Raw genomic sequence first — 16990 nt, 5'->3', positions numbered from 1 at the left:
CAAAATGAGCCGGTTAAGCAGAAAAAATAGCTTTCGTCTGATTGCTTAATCATTTTTCCTGAGAGTGGGACGGCGATAAAGCGAAACGGCTGACAAAACAGCGCTGCGAAGCAGCACAGAATCAGCTTATCTGCGGGAAGCATCTTTCAGGAATTAGGATTAGTTGCAGAAAGAAAACTGTAATGAAAATGAAGGAATGCTGAACTTATTCATCGTTTCAGATGTTCGCTTACAGATTCCTGAATCTGGTTACGTCTGATTCACAGGGCAATTTTAAATCGATCATCAACGGTTTTAACATTAACGCAGGCTATAGATGCACTTTCGTTAACAGTGATTCTCACGTGAAACGTTAAGATAATTTTTACGACTGGTCTTTTTTCGCCTTACCGGTTTAAGATAATCAGGCTAAATGAAAGCCATCATAATATTAGCGCATCACTCTTTTCGACGTTTTGCCTCTGGTCATGCCCTGCATCTGGCGGGTGAATCGTATTGTCTTTTTTCTAACAGCAGAGAATTGCCTATGTCTGACACTTTATTATCAGTGATTATTCCAACTTACAATGTTGAAAAATATATTGTGGAGTGCGTCGATTCATTATTACGTCAGGTTAAAGCGCCCAATGAAATACTCATTGTGAATGATGGCTCCACCGATGGAACATTAGCCTTACTTGAACAGAATTATGCGCATCTTTCTCAGGTGAAAATAATTACCACTGAAAATGGTGGTGCCGGTCATGCACGGGATGTGGGTATTGAGCAGGCGCAGGGCCAGTTTCTCTTTTTCTGTGACCCGGATGACGTCGTCGCGGATGGGCTGGTAGCTGAACTGGCCATGGTGGCGGAAAAGCACCCTGAAACCAACCTGTTCTGTTTTAACTCCTGCGTCTACCGCGATGGTCAGACAGAGATCACATCGCCAAAAGTCAGACACGAACACTTCGGCCAGCAGAAATCGCAGGAAGTCTTATTGGGCCTGCTGCGTAACGGCAGCTATACCTCTGCGGCCTGGAGCTATGTCATCAGCAAACGCGTTATTGAGCAGCATAAATTACGCTTTGTTAAGCGCGTTCATGAAGATCACAATTTTACGCTCTCCTGCTTTATGAAAAGTCAGCAGGCATGGGTCAGTCATCAGGTCTATTATAAACAGCGTATTCGCAACGGCTCACTGACTAACAGTACCAAAAGTAATGAGTTTTTCTATCAGCGCTATGATGCCTTTATGCACGCCTACAACACCTTAACCTGTTCTCAGGTTAAATCAGCGTGGCGCGATACGCTGGAAAAAGCTTATTTAGTGCACTCGTTTCGTCTGATGATCTATTTATCGCTCTATAATCGCACCCCTGTTCCGGAATATGTGCTTAACGCTATTCGCTTTATGGGCCGTAATGTGAAAACAGAGAGCTTTAAAGAGTGGTTATTGTTCAAACGTCCTGAACTGTTTATAGCGCTACAGCATTACAAGGTTAAAAAAGAGCTAAAAAACGCGGCCTGATTCTGAAAAACAGCCTGATTCTGAAAAATGTTTAGCGATATTGTTTATGCCTTTACGAAATGAGAAGGTGAGACATGCAATGTGTATAAGGTTGTTGCGTCATGGCAAAAGTTCTCGATAAAAGTCTGGTTATTAATATTTTTTCGCTGCTGGCTTACCGCGGCGCGTCGTTTTTGTTCCCGCTGGCCACGCTGCCCTATCTTGCCCGCGTTCTGGGCGTAGAGCAGATGGGTACGCTGGCGCTGGCGATCGCCTGCGTGCTCTATTGCAGCACCATCTCCGACTGGGGATTCAATGTCTTTACCACCAAAGATATTGCTCACCATCGTGATGACAAAGAACGCGTCAGTCAGCTCTTCTGGTCAACGTTTAACGCCAAGCTGATGCTGCTGGTGGTCACCAGCGGCACGCTGCTGACCGCGACCTGGTTCAATCCCTCCTGGCACCCTCTGTTCTTCATCATTCTGGCGAACTGCACCACGCTGGTCGGCTCGCTGTTTTCATTCGGCTGGCTGATGCAGGGCTTTGAGAAGCTGGGTAAGACGGCGATGATCGCCACCTTCGGTAACTTCTGTGCGATTCCGCTGACCTTTTTGCTGGTGAAATCCCCGCAGGACACCTGGCTGGCGGCCCTGATCCCTGGCGCGGTCTCCATTATCAGCGCGGCGATTACGCTGAAGTTTGTGCTGGAGATGAAAGTCATTGGCCGCTATCGCTTTGAACCACGCGAAATCAAACAGCGCATCACCGACAGCATGGATGTGTTTATCGCCATTGCCGGCGCTAACCTTTTCAACAGCGTCAACGTGGTGATTCTCGCCTCCTTTGCTTCTACTTACATGGTCGGGATCTACAACGGCGCCGATCGCCTGCGTAAAGCGGCTAACTCTGTCCCGGAGCAGATCGGCAGCGCCTTCTTCCCGCGCGTCAGTCACCTGTTCGGCCGGGATAAACGGGCCGCGATTGCGGCGACACGTAAAAGCCTGCTGCTGTCGTTCTCCCTGAGTCTGGCAATTGTGATCTTTACCTGGTTTTTTGCTGACCTGGTGGTCTCAATATTACTGGGTAAAGACTTTATCCCGTCGGCGGATGTGCTGCGCGTATTTGTGCTCTGCTTCCTGTTTGGCAACATTGCCTATCCGGCTGGATTGCAGATTCTGATCCCACATGGTCTGGCCCGCCAGCGTATGTGGGTGATGATGGCCGCTGGTGTGGTTAACGTGCCGCTGTGCTGTTTCCTGGCGTGGAAGTTTGGCGCAATCGGTGCCGCATGGTCGATGGTCGGGGCTGAAGCGTTTGTCTGTCTCGGTATTTTTGGCATCATGCAACGTCACGGCATCCTGCGGGAATATCTGTTTCCCTCTGAGGTGAAAAATCACCCCGTAAACGATTCCGCCGCGTAAGATCAAAGCATTTTCAGATAGTTTTATGCATCTCCGCTGTTCGATTTACTTTTGCGCCAGAGCACTTTACCATTCTGGCGCACATTTTCCCGTGCACCGACTTCCACGATCGCTTCCGTCCTTCAGGAGAGTGCATGTTTTATCCTATCGTCCGACCGGCGCTGTTTAAACTCGACCCCGAACGCGCACACGAACTCACCTTTCAGCAACTGCGTTTTATGAATGGCACCCCGCTGGAGATGTTTTATCGCCAGAATCTGCCGTCGCGTCCGGTCACCTGTATGGGACTGACCTTTAAGAATGCCCTAGGCCTGGCGGCGGGTCTGGATAAAAACGCAGAGTGTATTGATGCGTTTGCGGCGATGGGCTTTGGTTTTGTTGAAGTCGGCACCGTCACACCACGCGCTCAGGCAGGAAATGATAAGCCACGCATGTTTCGTCTGGTCGAAGCGGGCGGAATTATCAATCGGATGGGATTTAATAATCTCGGTGTTGATCACCTGGTTGAGAACGTGAAGAAAGCGCGTTTTAACGGCGTGCTGGGGATCAATATCGGTAAAAATAAAGATACGCCGGTCGAGCAGGGCAAAGATGATTATCTGATCTGCATGGAGAAGGTCTATGCCCACGCCGGTTATATCGCCATCAATATTTCTTCGCCTAACACGCCAGGTTTGCGTTCGCTGCAATATGGCGAGGCGCTGGATGATCTGCTGTCTTCCATCAAACAGAAACAAAAAGAGCTGGAACAGCGTCATCTTAAATATGTTCCGCTGGCCGTAAAAATAGCACCCGATCTCTCTGAAGAAGAGTTAATTCAGGTCGCGGACAGTTTAATACGTCATCAGATTGATGGCGTGATTGCCAGCAATACCACGCTCGATCGTTCGCTGGTGAGCGGTCTTAAGCATGCTGAGGAAGCGGGTGGGTTAAGTGGACGGCCAGTACAGTCGCGCAGTACGGCAGTGATCCAGCGCCTCTCTCAGGAACTGCAGGGACGGTTGCCGATTATTGGCGTAGGCGGGATCGATTCTCTGACGGCAGCGCGTGAAAAAATCGCCGCCGGGGCAACACTGGTTCAGATTTATTCAGGCTTTATTTATCAGGGGCCAGGATTAATTAAAGATATCGTCACCCATCTCTAAGACAATTCTCACAATGATTGGCCGGGGGGTTTATTTATCCCCTCGGCTCGTTTATATTTTGTCCTGTTGCACGCTTTTTCAGCTTTTCCTTATATTTCTTTTTTCGCTGAATTCTGCGTGATTTTTGGCGCAGCGGTAAATACAGGGCACACGATGAAAATTAAACCCGATGATAACTGGCGTTGGTATTTTGACAGCAGCCACGACCGAATGATGCTCGACCTGGCAGACGGTATGCTTTTCCGTTCCCGTTATTCCCGCAAAATGCTGACGCCGGATGCCTTCACTGAATCGGGTTTTTGTGTCGATGACGCTGCCCTTTATTACACCTTTGAAGAGACCTGCCGTCAGTGCAAACTCAGTGGCAGCCATCGCGCCGAACTGGTGTTAAATGCGCTGGTCGCTGCACGCTTCCTCAAGCCACTGATGCCGAAAAGCTGGCATTTCGCCTCTTATGCCCCGGCAATGCAGCCCCGTCCCGGTGAAATGGTGCAGGTTACGCTGGCAGAAGAGGGGACGCAGGCGCGTCTGCTGGTGGTTGAGAGTGGCGATAACGCGGCGCTCTGCCTGCTGGCGCAGCCGGGATTGACGCTGGCCGGAAAAAACATGGTGCTCGGCGATGCCATCAAGGTGATGAACGATCGCCTGCAGCCTCTGTATCAGGATGTCGCGCCGCGCTACGCCCGCGCAGTCTGATTACCTTAGTTCTACATCGCCAGCCGGAATACAGCTGCAGCTCAACAGCGTGCCGTCCTGACGCAGGGCGCTCTGTTTCAGCGCCTTAACCTCACCCGCGACCAGACTCAGCTTGCAACTGCCGCACAGTCCCGCCCGACAGGAGTAGGGGATCCGGAAGCCCTGCATCTCTAGCTGATCCAGTAATACCTGTTGATTATCTCCGGTGAACGTATGCCCCTGAAACGTGATGGTCACGGCATCTGGCGCCTGCTGCTTTGGTTTCAGTGTTTCGACCACTTCACCGGCACCATAGCTGCGCGGTGCATGACGTTTCAGGACAATCATCTCATCACCGGCGCGCACCACCCCACTGTTGCGCGCCACTAAGTTCAGACCGAAATCAATATCCCCGCTGCCATCCAGGGCGGTACGGAACGTCTGCAGCGTGGCCAGCGGATGACCGGCAGGATGCTTAACGGCGGTCTCGGTGCTGACAGTGGTGAGCACGCAGCGACTGCATGGCTTAGGCACCTCGAATATCACGTCGCCAATCTGAATCTCCGCCCAGCTGTCTTCATCCCATGCGGCAGCGCCGCTGACGACCAGATTCGGACGAAACTGTTCGGCACGGACGCTGGCCGGGCAGCGCTGTTGCAGATCATGCAGCGACGCGTTGTTGATCAGCAAAAACGGAAAGCCGTCAGCAAAACTCAGCGGAATATGATTAAACGCTTTAACCCGGCGGCTGGGTTGCGGCCCGACCCAACGTAACTGAACCTCGCGCGGGAAGAACTGGCTCAGCCATTGATTAATCGCACGCGGCGCTATGCGCGCGGTGAAATGGTTTCCCCAGACTTCGGTGGGGTGATCCTGCTCATCGAAATCGCTGAAGCGGATCAGGGAGTGACTGCCATCCGGGGCCGTCAGCAGCAGGCCATCCGGTAAAATAGCGGGTGTGAAGCGCACCATCTCCGGGTGCTGCCGGGCAGTAATAAAGGTGCCATCAGGTTCGGTCACCATAAACAGACGATCAAATGCCAGTCCGCTGTCAGTGACCAGCGCGTGTGACAGCGCTAATCCCCGCATCGACTTCACAGGATGAATAAATAAGCGGGAAAGCGTGATCATGGTGTTCTCCTTGAACCCGACGCGCGACACAAAAGAAGCTAACTTTATGACATAGGTCTCCGATTCGCTATAATGCGCGACAATTTTCTCAAGAGTTAAAAAGTGACGATATGAATTCTCTGTTTGCCAGCACGGCGCGTGGGCTCGAAGAGCTGTTAAAAAGTGAGCTGGACGCGCTGGGCGCGCAGGATTTGCAAGTGGTGCAGGGAGGCGTTCACTACGAAGCCGACGATCGCACCATGTACCAAAGCCTGATGTGGAGTCGTTTAGCATCACGCATCCTGTTGCCGCTGGGAGAGTTTGGCGTCTACAGCGATCTGGATCTCTATCTGGGTGTGCAGAGCGTGGACTGGCCGACGATGTTCGGCAGCGACAAAACCTTTGTCGTCCATTTCAGCGGCACCAACGATTCGATTCGTAACAGCCAGTTCGGCGCGCTGAAAGTTAAAGATGCCATCGTGGACAGCTTTACCCGTCAGAGCCTCGAACGACCCAACGTCGATCGTGAGCAGGCAGATATCCGTGTCAACGTCTGGCTGAATGACGATCGCGCCAGCATTGCGCTGGATCTCAGCGGCAGCTCGCTGCATCAGCGTGGTTATCGCCAGCAGACCGGTCAGGCACCGTTAAAAGAGACCCTTGCGGCGGCCATCGTGCTGCGTTCTGGCTGGGAGCCGACGACACCGCTGATCGATCCGATGTGTGGTTCCGGTACGCTGCTGATTGAAGCCGCGCTAATCGCCTGCGATCGTGCGCCTGGCCTGCTGCGCAAGCACTGGGGCTTCACCGCCTGGAGCCAGTTTAACGCTGCGTTGTGGCAGGACGTTAAAACCGAGGCGCAGAACCGTGCCCGCACTGGCACGGCTGCCACCCAGGCGCGCTTCTTTGGCTACGACAATAATGGTCGGGTGCTGGAGTGGGCGCAGGCGAATGCCCGCCGCGCTGGGGTCTTTGAACTTTTCACCTTCGGCCAGCAGGATCTGCTGAAGCTGACTAATCCGGTCGACCCGGCGGTTCACGGTACGGTGCTGAGTAATCCTCCTTACGGTGAACGTCTGGAGAGCGAGCCAGCCCTGATTGCGCTGCACAGCCAGCTCGGACGTCTGATGAAGCAGCATTTTGGCGGCTGGAACCTGTCGCTGTTCAGCGCCTCGCCTGAACTGCTGAGCTGCCTGCAGCTGCGTGCCGATCGCCAGTTTAAAGCGAAGAACGGTCCGCTGGATTGCGTGCAGAAAAACTATAAGCTGGCGGTTAACAGTCATGAAAGCGCCGGACAGATTGCGGAAGATTACGCTAACCGCCTGCGTAAAAACGTGAAGAAACTGGAGAAGTGGGCGCGTCAGGAAGGCATTGAATGCTACCGTATTTACGATGCCGATCTGCCAGACTACAACGTTGCTGTTGATCGCTATGGCGACTGGGTGATTATCCAGGAGTACGCGCCACCAAAAACCATCGATCCTGATAAAGCGCGTCAGCGTCTGTTCGATGTCATCAGCGCGACGCTGAGCGTGCTGCAACTGCCTGCTGACCGTCTGATTATGAAAACGCGTGAACGCCAGAAAGGCAAAGCGCAGTATCAGAAGCTCAGTGAGAAGGGCGACTATTTCGAAGTTAAAGAGTTTAATGCGCGTTTCTGGGTGAATCTGACCGACTATCTCGATACCGGCCTGTTCCTCGATCACCGCATTGCCCGTAAAATGCTGGGCCAGATGAGTCAGGGCAAAGATTTCCTGAACCTGTTTGCCTATACCGGTACCGCCAGTGTGCATGCCGGTCTGGGTGGCGCGCGTTCAACCACCACGGTAGATATGTCGCGTACCTATCTGGAGTGGGCGGAGCGCAACCTGCGTCTCAACGGACTGACCGGGCGTCAGCACCGTCTGATGCAGGCGGACTGCCTGAGCTGGCTGAATGAGAGTGATGAGAACTTTGACCTGATCTTTATCGATCCGCCAACTTTCTCCAACTCAAAACGTATGGAAGAGAGCTTCGACGTTCAGCGCGATCATATGATGCTGATGCGTAACCTGAAGCGCCTGCTGCGTCGCGGCGGCACCATCATGTTCTCCAATAACAAACGCGGTTTCAAAATGGACATGGATGGCCTGAAATCACTGGGCCTGCAGGCGCAGGATATTACCCAGAAAACGCAGTCGCAGGACTTCGCGCGTAACCGTCAAATTCACAACTGCTGGCTGATCACTCACGCCGGTAAGGAATAAGCTTACATGTCATTAATCAGTATCCACGGCGCTTATCTCTCCTTCAGCGATGCGCCGCTGTTAGACAACACCGAACTGCACATCGAAGAGAACGAACGCGTCTGTCTGGTGGGCCGTAACGGTGCGGGTAAATCCACGCTGATGAAAATCATCAATGGCGAACAGCCACTGGATGATGGCCGCATTATTTATGAAACCGATCTGGTCGTGGCGCGTCTGCAACAGGATCCGCCGCGCAATATTACCGGTTCGGTGTATGACTTCGTGGCCGAGGGCGTTGAAGAGCAGGCTGAGCATCTGAAAGCCTATCACGCCATTTCCCATGTGGTGATGGAAGATCCCAGCGATAAAAACCTCAACGAGATGGCGCGTCTGCAGAGCATTCTCGACCATCAGAATCTGTGGCAGCTGGAGAGCCGCATCCATGACGTGCTGGAGCAGATTGGACTGCAGCCCGATACCGAGCTGTCGTCGCTCTCGGGCGGCTGGCTGCGTAAAGCGGCACTGGGCCGGGCGCTGGTGAGTAACCCGCGCGTCCTGATGCTGGATGAGCCAACCAACCACCTCGATATCGAAACCATCGACTGGCTGGAAACGTTCCTGAAGAACTTTACCGGCAGTATCATCTTTATTTCCCATGACCGTTCGTTTATCCGCAACATGGCGACGCGCATTGTCGATCTGGACCGTGGCAAGCTGGTCTCCTGGCCGGGCAACTACGATCTCTATCTGGAAGGTAAAGAGGAAGCGCTGCGCGTTGAAGAGATGCAGAACGCCGAATTCGACCGCAAACTGGCGCAGGAAGAGGTGTGGATCCGTCAGGGCATCAAAGCTCGTCGTACCCGCAACGAAGGCCGTGTGCGTGCGCTGAAAGCGCTGCGTCGTGAACATTCAGAACGCCGCGAAGTGATGGGCAAAGCCAATATGCAGGTGGGCGAAGCGTCCCGTTCCGGCAAGATTGTGTTTGAGCTGGAAAATGTCGACTACGCGGTCGATGGCAAAGTGCTGGTAAAGGATTTCTCAACCCAGGTGCAGCGTGGCGACAAAATTGCGCTGATCGGACCGAACGGCTGCGGGAAAACCACCTTACTGCGCCTGATGCTGCAGCAGCTTAAAGCCGATCATGGCCGCGTGCATTCCGGCACCAAACTGGAAGTGGCCTACTTTGACCAGCATCGCGCTGAACTGGATCCGGACCGCACCGTGATGGACAACCTGGCCGAAGGCAAGCAGGAAGTGCTGGTCAACGGCAAACCGCGCCACGTGCTGGGCTATCTGCAGGACTTCCTGTTCCATCCAAAACGTGCCATGACGCCGGTGCGCGCCCTTTCGGGCGGTGAACGTAACCGTCTGCTGCTGGCACGCCTGTTCCTGCGTCCCAGTAACCTGATGATTCTGGATGAACCGACTAACGACCTCGACGTTGAAACGCTGGAACTACTGGAAGAGCTGATTGATGGCTATCAGGGCACCGTCTTACTGGTGAGCCACGATCGTCAGTTCGTCGATAATACCGTTACCGAGTGCTGGATTTTTGAAGGCAACGGTGAGATTGGTACCTTTGTTGGCGGTTATCACGATGCTCAGCAGCAGCGCGCCGCCTATCGGCAGCACAAGGCGGCAGCACCGGCGAAAGCGACGGGTAACGCCTCTAAGCCTGCAGCAGAAAAGGGTGATGCGAAGCGTAGCGTGAATAAACTCAGCTACAATCTGGCGCGTGAGCTGGAACAGCTGCCGCAAAAACTGGAGCAGCTGGAAGCGCGTATCGGAGAACTGCAGGCGAAGATGAGTCATCCCGACTTCTTCAGTCAGGCACACGATCAGACGCAACCGGTGCTGGATAATCTGGCTCAGACTGAGCAGGAGCTGGAAACCGCTTTTGCGCGCTGGGAAGAGCTAGAGTCACTGAAAAACGGCGCGTAGGGCAGGGCTAACGGATGTGTTCAGCAGTGAAAAGTAACGCGTGGATGCTCTGTCCACAATGCGATTTAATGATTAAGCTGCCGGACATTCCCGTTGGCAGCCGTGCGTCATGCCCGCGCTGCCACACCTCCCTGACGGCCAACTGGCACGAACCGCGTAAACGGCCAACGGGCTATGCGCTGGCAGCGCTGTTTATGCTGCTGCTGGCGAATCTGTTTCCTTTTGTCTCAATGAAGGTGGCCGGGCTGACCAGCCAGATCACCCTGGCGCAGATCCCTCAGGTGATGGTGACGGAAGATTACAGCAGTCTGGCGACGCTGTTCCTTCTCTTTGTGCAGGCGGTTCCGGCCTTCTGCATGATCACCATTATCCTGCTGGTCAATCCGGTCCCGTTGCCGACGCGCCTCAAAATCGGTCTGGCACGTATCCTGTTTCAGCTGCGTAACTGGGGCATGTCAGAAATCTTTATGGCGGGCGTGCTGGTCAGTTTCGTTAAGCTGATGGCCTATGGTGAGATCGGCCTGGAGACCAGTTTCTGGCCGTGGGTCCTGTTCTGTCTGCTGCAGTTGCGGGCCTTTCAGTGCGTTGATCGACGTGGCTTGTGGGACAGTCTGTCCCCCCGACCTGCGCTGCCCCATCCGCCCGAAGTGGGCATCAGTGGTTTAGAGCAGGGTCTGCGCTGCTGTCCCTGCTGTACGGCCATTCTGCCGGAAGCAGAGCATAAGTGTCCCCGCTGCGGCGTCACGGCCGAGGCACGGCGTAAGCACAGCCTGCAGTGGACGCTGGCGCTGTTGTTCACCTCAATACTGCTTTATATCCCGGCCAACCTGTTGCCGATCATGGTGACGGAAACCCTCGGCACAGCCTATCCCTCCAATATCATGGCGGGGGTGATTGTGCTGTGGGGCGATGGCTCCTATCCGGTGGCGCTGGTGATCTTTATCGCCAGTATCATGGTGCCTACGCTGAAAATGCTGGCGATTGGCTGGCTTTGCTGGGATGCCAGCGGACGCGGACAGCGTGACAGCCACAGGATGCACAAAATTTATGAAGTGGTCGAATTTGTTGGCCGCTGGTCAATGATCGACGTGTTTGTTATTGCCGTGCTCTCTGCGCTGGTGCGCATGGGGCAATTAATGAATGTTTATCCCGCGTGGGGGGCAGTATTGTTTGCAATGGTGGTGATTATCACCATGATTGCTGCCATGACCTTTGACCCGCGATTAACCTGGGATCGTGTACGCGAAAACAATATGAAGGAGTCGCGCCTTGACGGAAACTAATCACGGCCATGCAAAGGTGGAACAGATTAAGCGCTGGTCGCCGGTCTGGATTGTCCCCATCGTTACGCTGTTAATCGGCGGATGGATCCTCTTTTATCACTTCAGCCATCAGGGGCCGGAAGTCACCCTCATCACCGAAAACGCCGAAGGCATTGTTGCGGGTAAAACCACGATTAAAAGCCGTAGCGTGGATGTCGGTGTGGTGGAAAGCGCGGTGTTAAGCGACGATCTCCACCATGTGGAAATCAAAGCGCGCCTGAATGCCGGCATGGGAAAATTGCTGCATAGTGACAGCGTTTTCTGGGTGGTGAAACCGCAGGTGGGTCGCGAAGGGATCAGCGGTCTCGGTACTCTGTTATCCGGTGCCTATATCGAATTGCAGCCTGGCACTAAAAGCCAGGCACCCGAGCAGTTTAAGCTGCTGGATGCGCCGCCGTTAGCGCCACCGGATGCCAAAGGTATTCGCATCGTGCTGGACAGCAAGAAAGCGGGTCAGCTCAATCCGGGGGATCCGGTGCTGTTCCGTGGCTATCGCGTCGGTACGGTCGAGACCAGCGCTTTTGATACCGAAAAACGTATGATGACCTATCAGCTGTTCGTCGCTGCGCCTTACGATCGCCTGATTACAACCAACGTTCGCTTCTGGAAGGACAGCGGCATCGCCGTGGATATGTCCGCTTCAGGAATGCGAGTGGAAATGGGATCGCTGACCACGCTGTTCAGTGGCGGCGTCAGTTTTGACGTGCCGGATGGCTGGGAGTTGGGTCAGCCTGCGAAGAATCAGTCTGACTATCATCTGTTTGACGATCAGCGCAGCATTCAGGACTCGCTCTACACCAACCATATTGATTACCTGATGTTCTTCACCGACTCCATTCGTGGTCTGCAGGCGGGTGCGCCGGTTGAGTTCCGCGGCATTCGCCTGGGTACCGTATCGGAAGCGCCATTGATGAAAGCCGGTCTGGACCAGGCGCTGAATAATGATTACCGCGTGCCGGTGCTGATTCGCATCGAGCCGGATCGCTTTATCAGCCGACTGGGTGAGAACTTCGATCTGCAACAGCATCTGCAGGATGGTAAAAAACGTGGCCTGCGTGCGACGCTGAAAACCGGCAGTCTGTTGTCGGGTGCGCTCTATGTCGATCTCGACTTCTATGACAATGCGCCACCTTACAAAGGTCCGCAGAAAGTCTCTGGCTATGAAGTTATCCCAACGGTTAGCGGTGGCCTGAGCCAGATTCAGCAGAAGCTGATGGCGGCGCTGGATAAGATCAACAGTCTGCCACTGAACGGTATGGTCAATGAAGCGACAGGTACGCTGAAAGAGAGCCAGAAAACGATGCGTGATCTGCAGCGCACCATCGACAACATCAACAAAGTCACCGCCAGTCCGGCTATGAAAACCCTGCCGGAAGACCTGCAGCAGACATTGCGCGAGCTGAACCGCAGCATGAAAGGCCTGCAGCCAGGTTCACCAGCCTACAGCAAGCTGGTGGGGGATATGCAGCGCCTGGATAAGGTTCTGCGTGAACTCCAGCCGGTGTTAAGAACGCTTAACACCAAGAGCAATGCGCTGGTATTTGAGGCAAAACCGGGACAGGATCCCCAGCCGAAGAGGGCGAAACAGTGAATAAAGGATTAATACTTTGTGCCGCGCTGGTGTTGAGTGCGTGCAGTAGCAGCGTTGACAATACCTGGTATCAGCTGCCCTCCGGGGCGGCTTCCATGCAGGTCAGCAGCAGCCAGCTGAATGAAGCGCAACCGATGTTGTGGGTGCAGCAGGTGACGGTGCCGGACTATCTGGCAGGCAACGGACTGGTTTATCAGACCAGCGATGTCAAATACGTTATCGCCGCGAATAATCTCTGGGCCAGCCCGCTCGATCAGCAGTTGCAGCAGACATTGATTACTAACCTGAGCAAGGCGCTGCCAGGCCGGCTTGTAGCCGGTTCACCTTTGGGCGCGCAGCACGATACGCTGAATGTGACCGTGACAGGCTTCCAGGGACGCTATGATGGCAAAGCAATCGTCAGTGGCGAATGGACGCTGGAACATCAGGGCCGGCTGACTAAACAGGCGTTTAACCTGGTACTGCCGCAGACCGAAGATGGCTACGATGCGATGGTCAGAACGCTGGCGGCGGGCTGGCAACAGACGGCGCAGAAAATTGCCAATAGTGTGGTTGCGTTAAATTAAGATTGATGTGAATAAATAAGCTAAGCCCCTGACCGATTGTCGTGCTTTTTCGACAGGGGTCAGGGGCTTTTTTATTAGCTTAATCATAAAGATAGTGCTGTCGTATGCATCACAAAACGCCGTTATTTTACCGATTAAGGTCACATTTATGACACTGGCATGAAGATTGGGCATTGATCTTTGGGTGCGCAGGAGGTAGAACATAAGGGTGGTTGAACATTAATTCACCACTTTTCTTTCCACCAGATTCCACAGACCTTACATGAGGGACACGGAGTATGAAGAGACAGAAACGAGACCGCCTCGAACGCGCCCATTCACGTGGTTATCAGGCAGGCATTACTGGACGCTCAAAAGAGATGTGTCCGTATCAGTTGATTGACGCTAAGTCTCACTGGTTGGGAGGTTGGCGACAAGCCATGGAGGACAGGTCGGTAGCTGCATAACCGGATGTCACTGAAAAGGGAATATAACCTCCGCCATGCGCGGAGGTTTTTGTTTCCGGGGGAAACGCTTAGAAAGCGGCGGTATCTTTAAACAGGCCGACTTTAAGATCGCTGGCGTTATAGATCAGATTACCGTCAACCAGCACTTCACCATCTGCCACGCCCATAACCAGTTTGCGGTTAATAACGCGTTTGAAGTGAATGCGGTAAGTCACTTTCTTCGCATCTGGCAGGACCTGACCAGTGAATTTCACTTCACCCACGCCCAGCGCACGACCTTTACCTTCGCCGCCCAGCCAGCCCAGATAGAAACCAACCAGCTGCCACATGGCATCAAGGCCCAGACAACCCGGCATCACCGGATCGCCAATAAAGTGACAGCCGAAGAACCAGAGATCAGGATTGATATCCAGCTCCGCTTCAACAAAGCCTTTGTCATATTTGCCGCCGTCTTCGGTCATTTTGACCACGCGGTCCATCATCAGCATGTTGCCGGATGGAAGCGGCGGACCATTTTCGCCAAACAGTTCACCACGACCTGACAGAATCAGATCTTCTTTGGTATAGGATTCGCGTTTATCTACCATGTTTTCAATAAGCCTTGTTTTAGTGAATCACGAATATTAGCGAACAGTTGTACGCTGAGCAAATCGGATTAACGGTGGTTGAACCAGTTAAGCCAGCGCAGCGCCCAGGGACGTTGCGGACCGTCCGGCTGGTTGAACAGGCTAATGCGTTCCTGGATGGTATTCAGCAGGCAATCGCCCAGGCCATCCTCGGTACTCCAGATTTTACCGGTCAGCAGCGGTAGCGCTTCATCAGCACGGTCAATAGCCCAGATATGGAAATGACCCTGTTCAACTGCACTGACAACCGCCTGGCTGAGACTGAGATGACGGACATTGCTGGCGGGAATAATCACACCCTGCTGACCTGTCAGTTCTCGCTGATGGCAGATATCAAAGAAGCCTTCGATTTTCTCATTCAGTCCGCCCACCGGTTGTACGTTGCCGAACTGATCAACCGAGCCGGTCACCGCAATTTGCTGATTGATGGGCTGATTAGCCAGCGCGCTGATTAAGGCACAGAGTTCAGCCAGTGAAGCACTGTCACCATCCACCTCGGAGTAAGATTGCTCAAAGACCATTGAGGCCGAGAAGGGCAGTTGCTGATCGAGTTCCAGCTCGGCAATCAGGTAAGCCTGCATAATCATCATGCCTTTAGCATGAATATTACCGCCCAGCTCCGCTTTGCGCTCGATATCCATGAATTCACCATCGCCGGGATGTACCACGCAGGTAATACGCGAGGGATCGCCCCAGGCACGGGGATGGCCAGGATATTCAACGACCGACAGGCCATTAATCTGACCGACCACTTCGCCTTCGGTTTCAATCAGAATCTGTCGCAGCAGGATCTCGTCACGCATCCGCTCATTGAGATAATTCTCGCGCCACAAACGCGCTTCCAGGGCATCACGCAGCGCTTCAGCGTTCAGTTCATCGCCCATCAGGGCCGATTCGCGCATCTGGCGTTGTAGCCAGCGGGGGCAGAGTGGCAGCGTTTCCTGATCGCCGCTGTAGCGGACGCCTTCTTTAATCAGTTCTGGCCAGAAGTCCGCTTCCGGCTGGGGCAGACCCGCCTGTTGCGCCAGTTCGATGTTCCAGCGACACCAGGCAAGCATGTCATCTTCATCCAGAATCTGAATATTCTCTTCAAATTCAGTATAGATGGCCATTTCGTGAGCTTCGGGATCCAGCTCCTGAAATTCTGCCAGCGCTTCCCGATCGCCACACAGGACCAGTTTCAGATTGAGGGGCAAGGGAGGAATCGAGACTGGCAGCGGCCGGCGCTCATCCTGAGATGTCCACTCAACATAACCCTGCTCAATACACTTTTTCAGGCGCAACCAGAGAATCGGCTGCGTCATCAGGCTACGCAGGGAAAGCAGCAGCGTGCCGCCATTAGCTTGATGGATCAGGCCCGGTTCCAGCTGGATGCGATCTTTATACTGGCGCACGCAGCCAAACAACTGCTCCATCTCAATCCATTCAGCAAAGTGAATACCACCCTGACTGGTGAATGGGCGTTGAGGATCGGAGGGGGGCTGGAGCGTGACGTTGTCGGCCATGATATGGTAATCACCGCCGAATAGAGTGGTACTGTCGGCCATAACCCGCTCTGCGGCCTGGGCAATGAATGTCAGATAATCGCGGTTCTCCTGGCTACGAACCAGCAGTAACGGGAACCCCTGCGTCTGATGGTGTAAATGCGCCAGTGCATTCAGCAACCGGGGCTGTACCGTTGCCAGAGCATCAGTTTCTTCATCAGCAATTCGGGAGAAAACGGATTGGTATTGCGCGCTATCTGGCTGTAAGGTCTGCCACGTAAGTTGAGTGCTGGTCAAAATAATCGCATTTGTCTGTTTTAAGAAAAGCGAGATTATACAGGATTCACCCTTGTTAAGCACTGCAGACTTCCTGTTGAAGATGTGATGGTGACAGCATGTTTTTCGTTGCTGCATCCGGGAAAAAAGCTGTTATTCTTAGTTCGTTACGTGATCACGATGAGATTCCGATGAAATACCAGCAACTCGAAAATCTTGAATGTGGATGGAAGTGGAAATACCTGGTGAAAAAACATCGGGAAGGTGAACTGATCACGCGTCACCTTGAATTAAGCGCGGCGCAGGCAGCAGTGGATAAGCTGCTGGCAATGGAAAATAATCCGGTTACAGTGAATGAATGGATCGCAGAACATATTCACGCTGATCTGGATAACCGACTGAAGCAAACCATCCGTGCCCGACGGAAACGCCATTTCAACGCTGAGCATCAGCATACGCGAAAAAAATCGATAGACCTGGAGTATCTGGTCTGGCAGCGACTGGCAGGTCTGGCACAGCGGCGCGGCTGCACGCTCTCTGAAACGATTGTTCAGCTGATAGAAGATGCAGAACGTAAAGAGAAATATGCCACTCAGATGTCGAGTCTGAAGCAGGATTTGCAGGCGATTCTGGGTAACTCCGGTTCAGAGAGCGACTAATCAGGCAGGGT

Annotated in this window: 14 protein-coding genes; 11 read left to right on the top strand and 3 right to left on the bottom strand. The window is 53.5% G+C overall.

What is annotated here, in order from left to right; genetic code table 11:
- The first annotated feature begins 526 nt into the window (after window positions 1-526).
- The 4 genes from EPG66_RS05205 to EPG66_RS05190 all read left to right on the top strand — a co-directional run bounded on the left by EPG66_RS05205 (window position 527) and on the right by EPG66_RS05190 (window position 4751).
- Window positions 527-1507, top strand: coding sequence for a glycosyltransferase family 2 protein (locus EPG66_RS05205; RefSeq protein ID WP_033757180.1), 981 nt, complete (start codon window positions 527-529; stop codon window positions 1505-1507).
- A gap of 101 nt (window positions 1508-1608) precedes the next feature.
- Window positions 1609-2910, top strand: coding sequence for a flippase (locus EPG66_RS05200; protein ID WP_031592844.1), 1302 nt, complete (start codon window positions 1609-1611; stop codon window positions 2908-2910).
- Window positions 2911-3044: 134 nt separating this feature from the next.
- On the top strand, window positions 3045-4055 hold the full coding sequence (gene pyrD, locus EPG66_RS05195; RefSeq protein WP_010255000.1) for a quinone-dependent dihydroorotate dehydrogenase: 1011 nt from the start codon (window positions 3045-3047) through the stop codon (window positions 4053-4055).
- Window positions 4056-4208: 153 nt separating this feature from the next.
- Window positions 4209-4751, top strand: a complete 543-nt coding sequence (locus EPG66_RS05190; RefSeq protein ID WP_033757182.1) for a cell division protein ZapC — start codon at window positions 4209-4211, stop codon at window positions 4749-4751.
- Here EPG66_RS05190 and EPG66_RS05185 read toward each other — a convergent pair whose 3' ends face one another.
- Window positions 4752-5861: a YcbX family protein gene (locus tag EPG66_RS05185; RefSeq protein WP_182686140.1), complete on the bottom strand. Its 1110-nt coding sequence runs from the start codon at window positions 5859-5861 to the stop codon at window positions 4752-4754.
- A 110-nt stretch (window positions 5862-5971) separates the two neighbouring features.
- Here EPG66_RS05185 and rlmKL point away from each other — a divergent pair, with 110 nt between their 5' ends.
- From rlmKL to rmf, 6 genes are all read left to right on the top strand, one after another.
- Window positions 5972-8086, top strand: a complete 2115-nt coding sequence (gene rlmKL, locus EPG66_RS05180; RefSeq protein WP_182686139.1) for a bifunctional 23S rRNA (guanine(2069)-N(7))-methyltransferase RlmK/23S rRNA (guanine(2445)-N(2))-methyltransferase RlmL — start codon at window positions 5972-5974, stop codon at window positions 8084-8086.
- 6 nt (window positions 8087-8092) lie between these two features.
- Window positions 8093-10009, top strand: coding sequence for an ABC transporter ATP-binding protein (locus EPG66_RS05175; protein ID WP_031592840.1), 1917 nt, complete (start codon window positions 8093-8095; stop codon window positions 10007-10009).
- Window positions 10010-10023: 14 nt separating this feature from the next.
- Window positions 10024-11292 (top strand): membrane integrity-associated transporter subunit PqiA, encoded by a 1269-nt coding sequence (gene pqiA / locus EPG66_RS05170; RefSeq protein WP_182686136.1) that lies wholly within the window; start codon window positions 10024-10026, stop codon window positions 11290-11292.
- Window positions 11279-12922 (top strand): intermembrane transport protein PqiB, encoded by a 1644-nt coding sequence (gene pqiB, locus EPG66_RS05165; protein WP_031592838.1) that lies wholly within the window; start codon window positions 11279-11281, stop codon window positions 12920-12922. The genes pqiA and pqiB overlap by 14 nt, the downstream gene beginning before the upstream one ends.
- The gene (gene pqiC, locus EPG66_RS05160; protein WP_033757190.1) at window positions 12919-13488 is read left to right on the top strand and encodes a membrane integrity-associated transporter subunit PqiC; all 570 of its coding nucleotides are present in this window, start codon (window positions 12919-12921) and stop codon (window positions 13486-13488) included. The genes pqiB and pqiC overlap by 4 nt, the downstream gene beginning before the upstream one ends.
- A gap of 278 nt (window positions 13489-13766) precedes the next feature.
- Entirely contained in the window at window positions 13767-13934 is a 168-nt protein-coding gene (gene rmf, locus EPG66_RS05155) for a ribosome modulation factor (protein ID WP_008925875.1), read from the top strand.
- 68 nt (window positions 13935-14002) lie between these two features.
- On the opposite strand, the gene fabA is transcribed toward rmf, so the two are convergent.
- Both fabA and EPG66_RS05145 read right to left on the bottom strand, forming a co-directional pair.
- Window positions 14003-14521, bottom strand: a complete 519-nt coding sequence (gene fabA / locus EPG66_RS05150) for a bifunctional 3-hydroxydecanoyl-ACP dehydratase/trans-2-decenoyl-ACP isomerase (RefSeq protein WP_031592836.1) — start codon at window positions 14519-14521, stop codon at window positions 14003-14005.
- A 68-nt stretch (window positions 14522-14589) separates the two neighbouring features.
- Window positions 14590-16458: an AAA family ATPase gene (locus tag EPG66_RS05145; protein WP_050491346.1), complete on the bottom strand. Its 1869-nt coding sequence runs from the start codon at window positions 16456-16458 to the stop codon at window positions 14590-14592.
- 53 nt (window positions 16459-16511) lie between these two features.
- Here EPG66_RS05145 and matP point away from each other — a divergent pair, with 53 nt between their 5' ends.
- The gene (gene matP, locus EPG66_RS05140; protein ID WP_182686134.1) at window positions 16512-16979 is read left to right on the top strand and encodes a macrodomain Ter protein MatP; all 468 of its coding nucleotides are present in this window, start codon (window positions 16512-16514) and stop codon (window positions 16977-16979) included.
- The last annotated feature ends 11 nt before the right edge of the window (window positions 16980-16990 follow it).

Origin of the sequence: Pantoea pleuroti (assembly GCF_014156615.1) — a bacterium.
In the GTDB taxonomy this organism is placed as follows: domain Bacteria; phylum Pseudomonadota; class Gammaproteobacteria; order Enterobacterales; family Enterobacteriaceae; genus Pantoea; species Pantoea agglomerans.
Note: the sequence above shows the minus strand (reverse complement) of the source record. Positions and strands in the feature narration are given on the sequence as shown.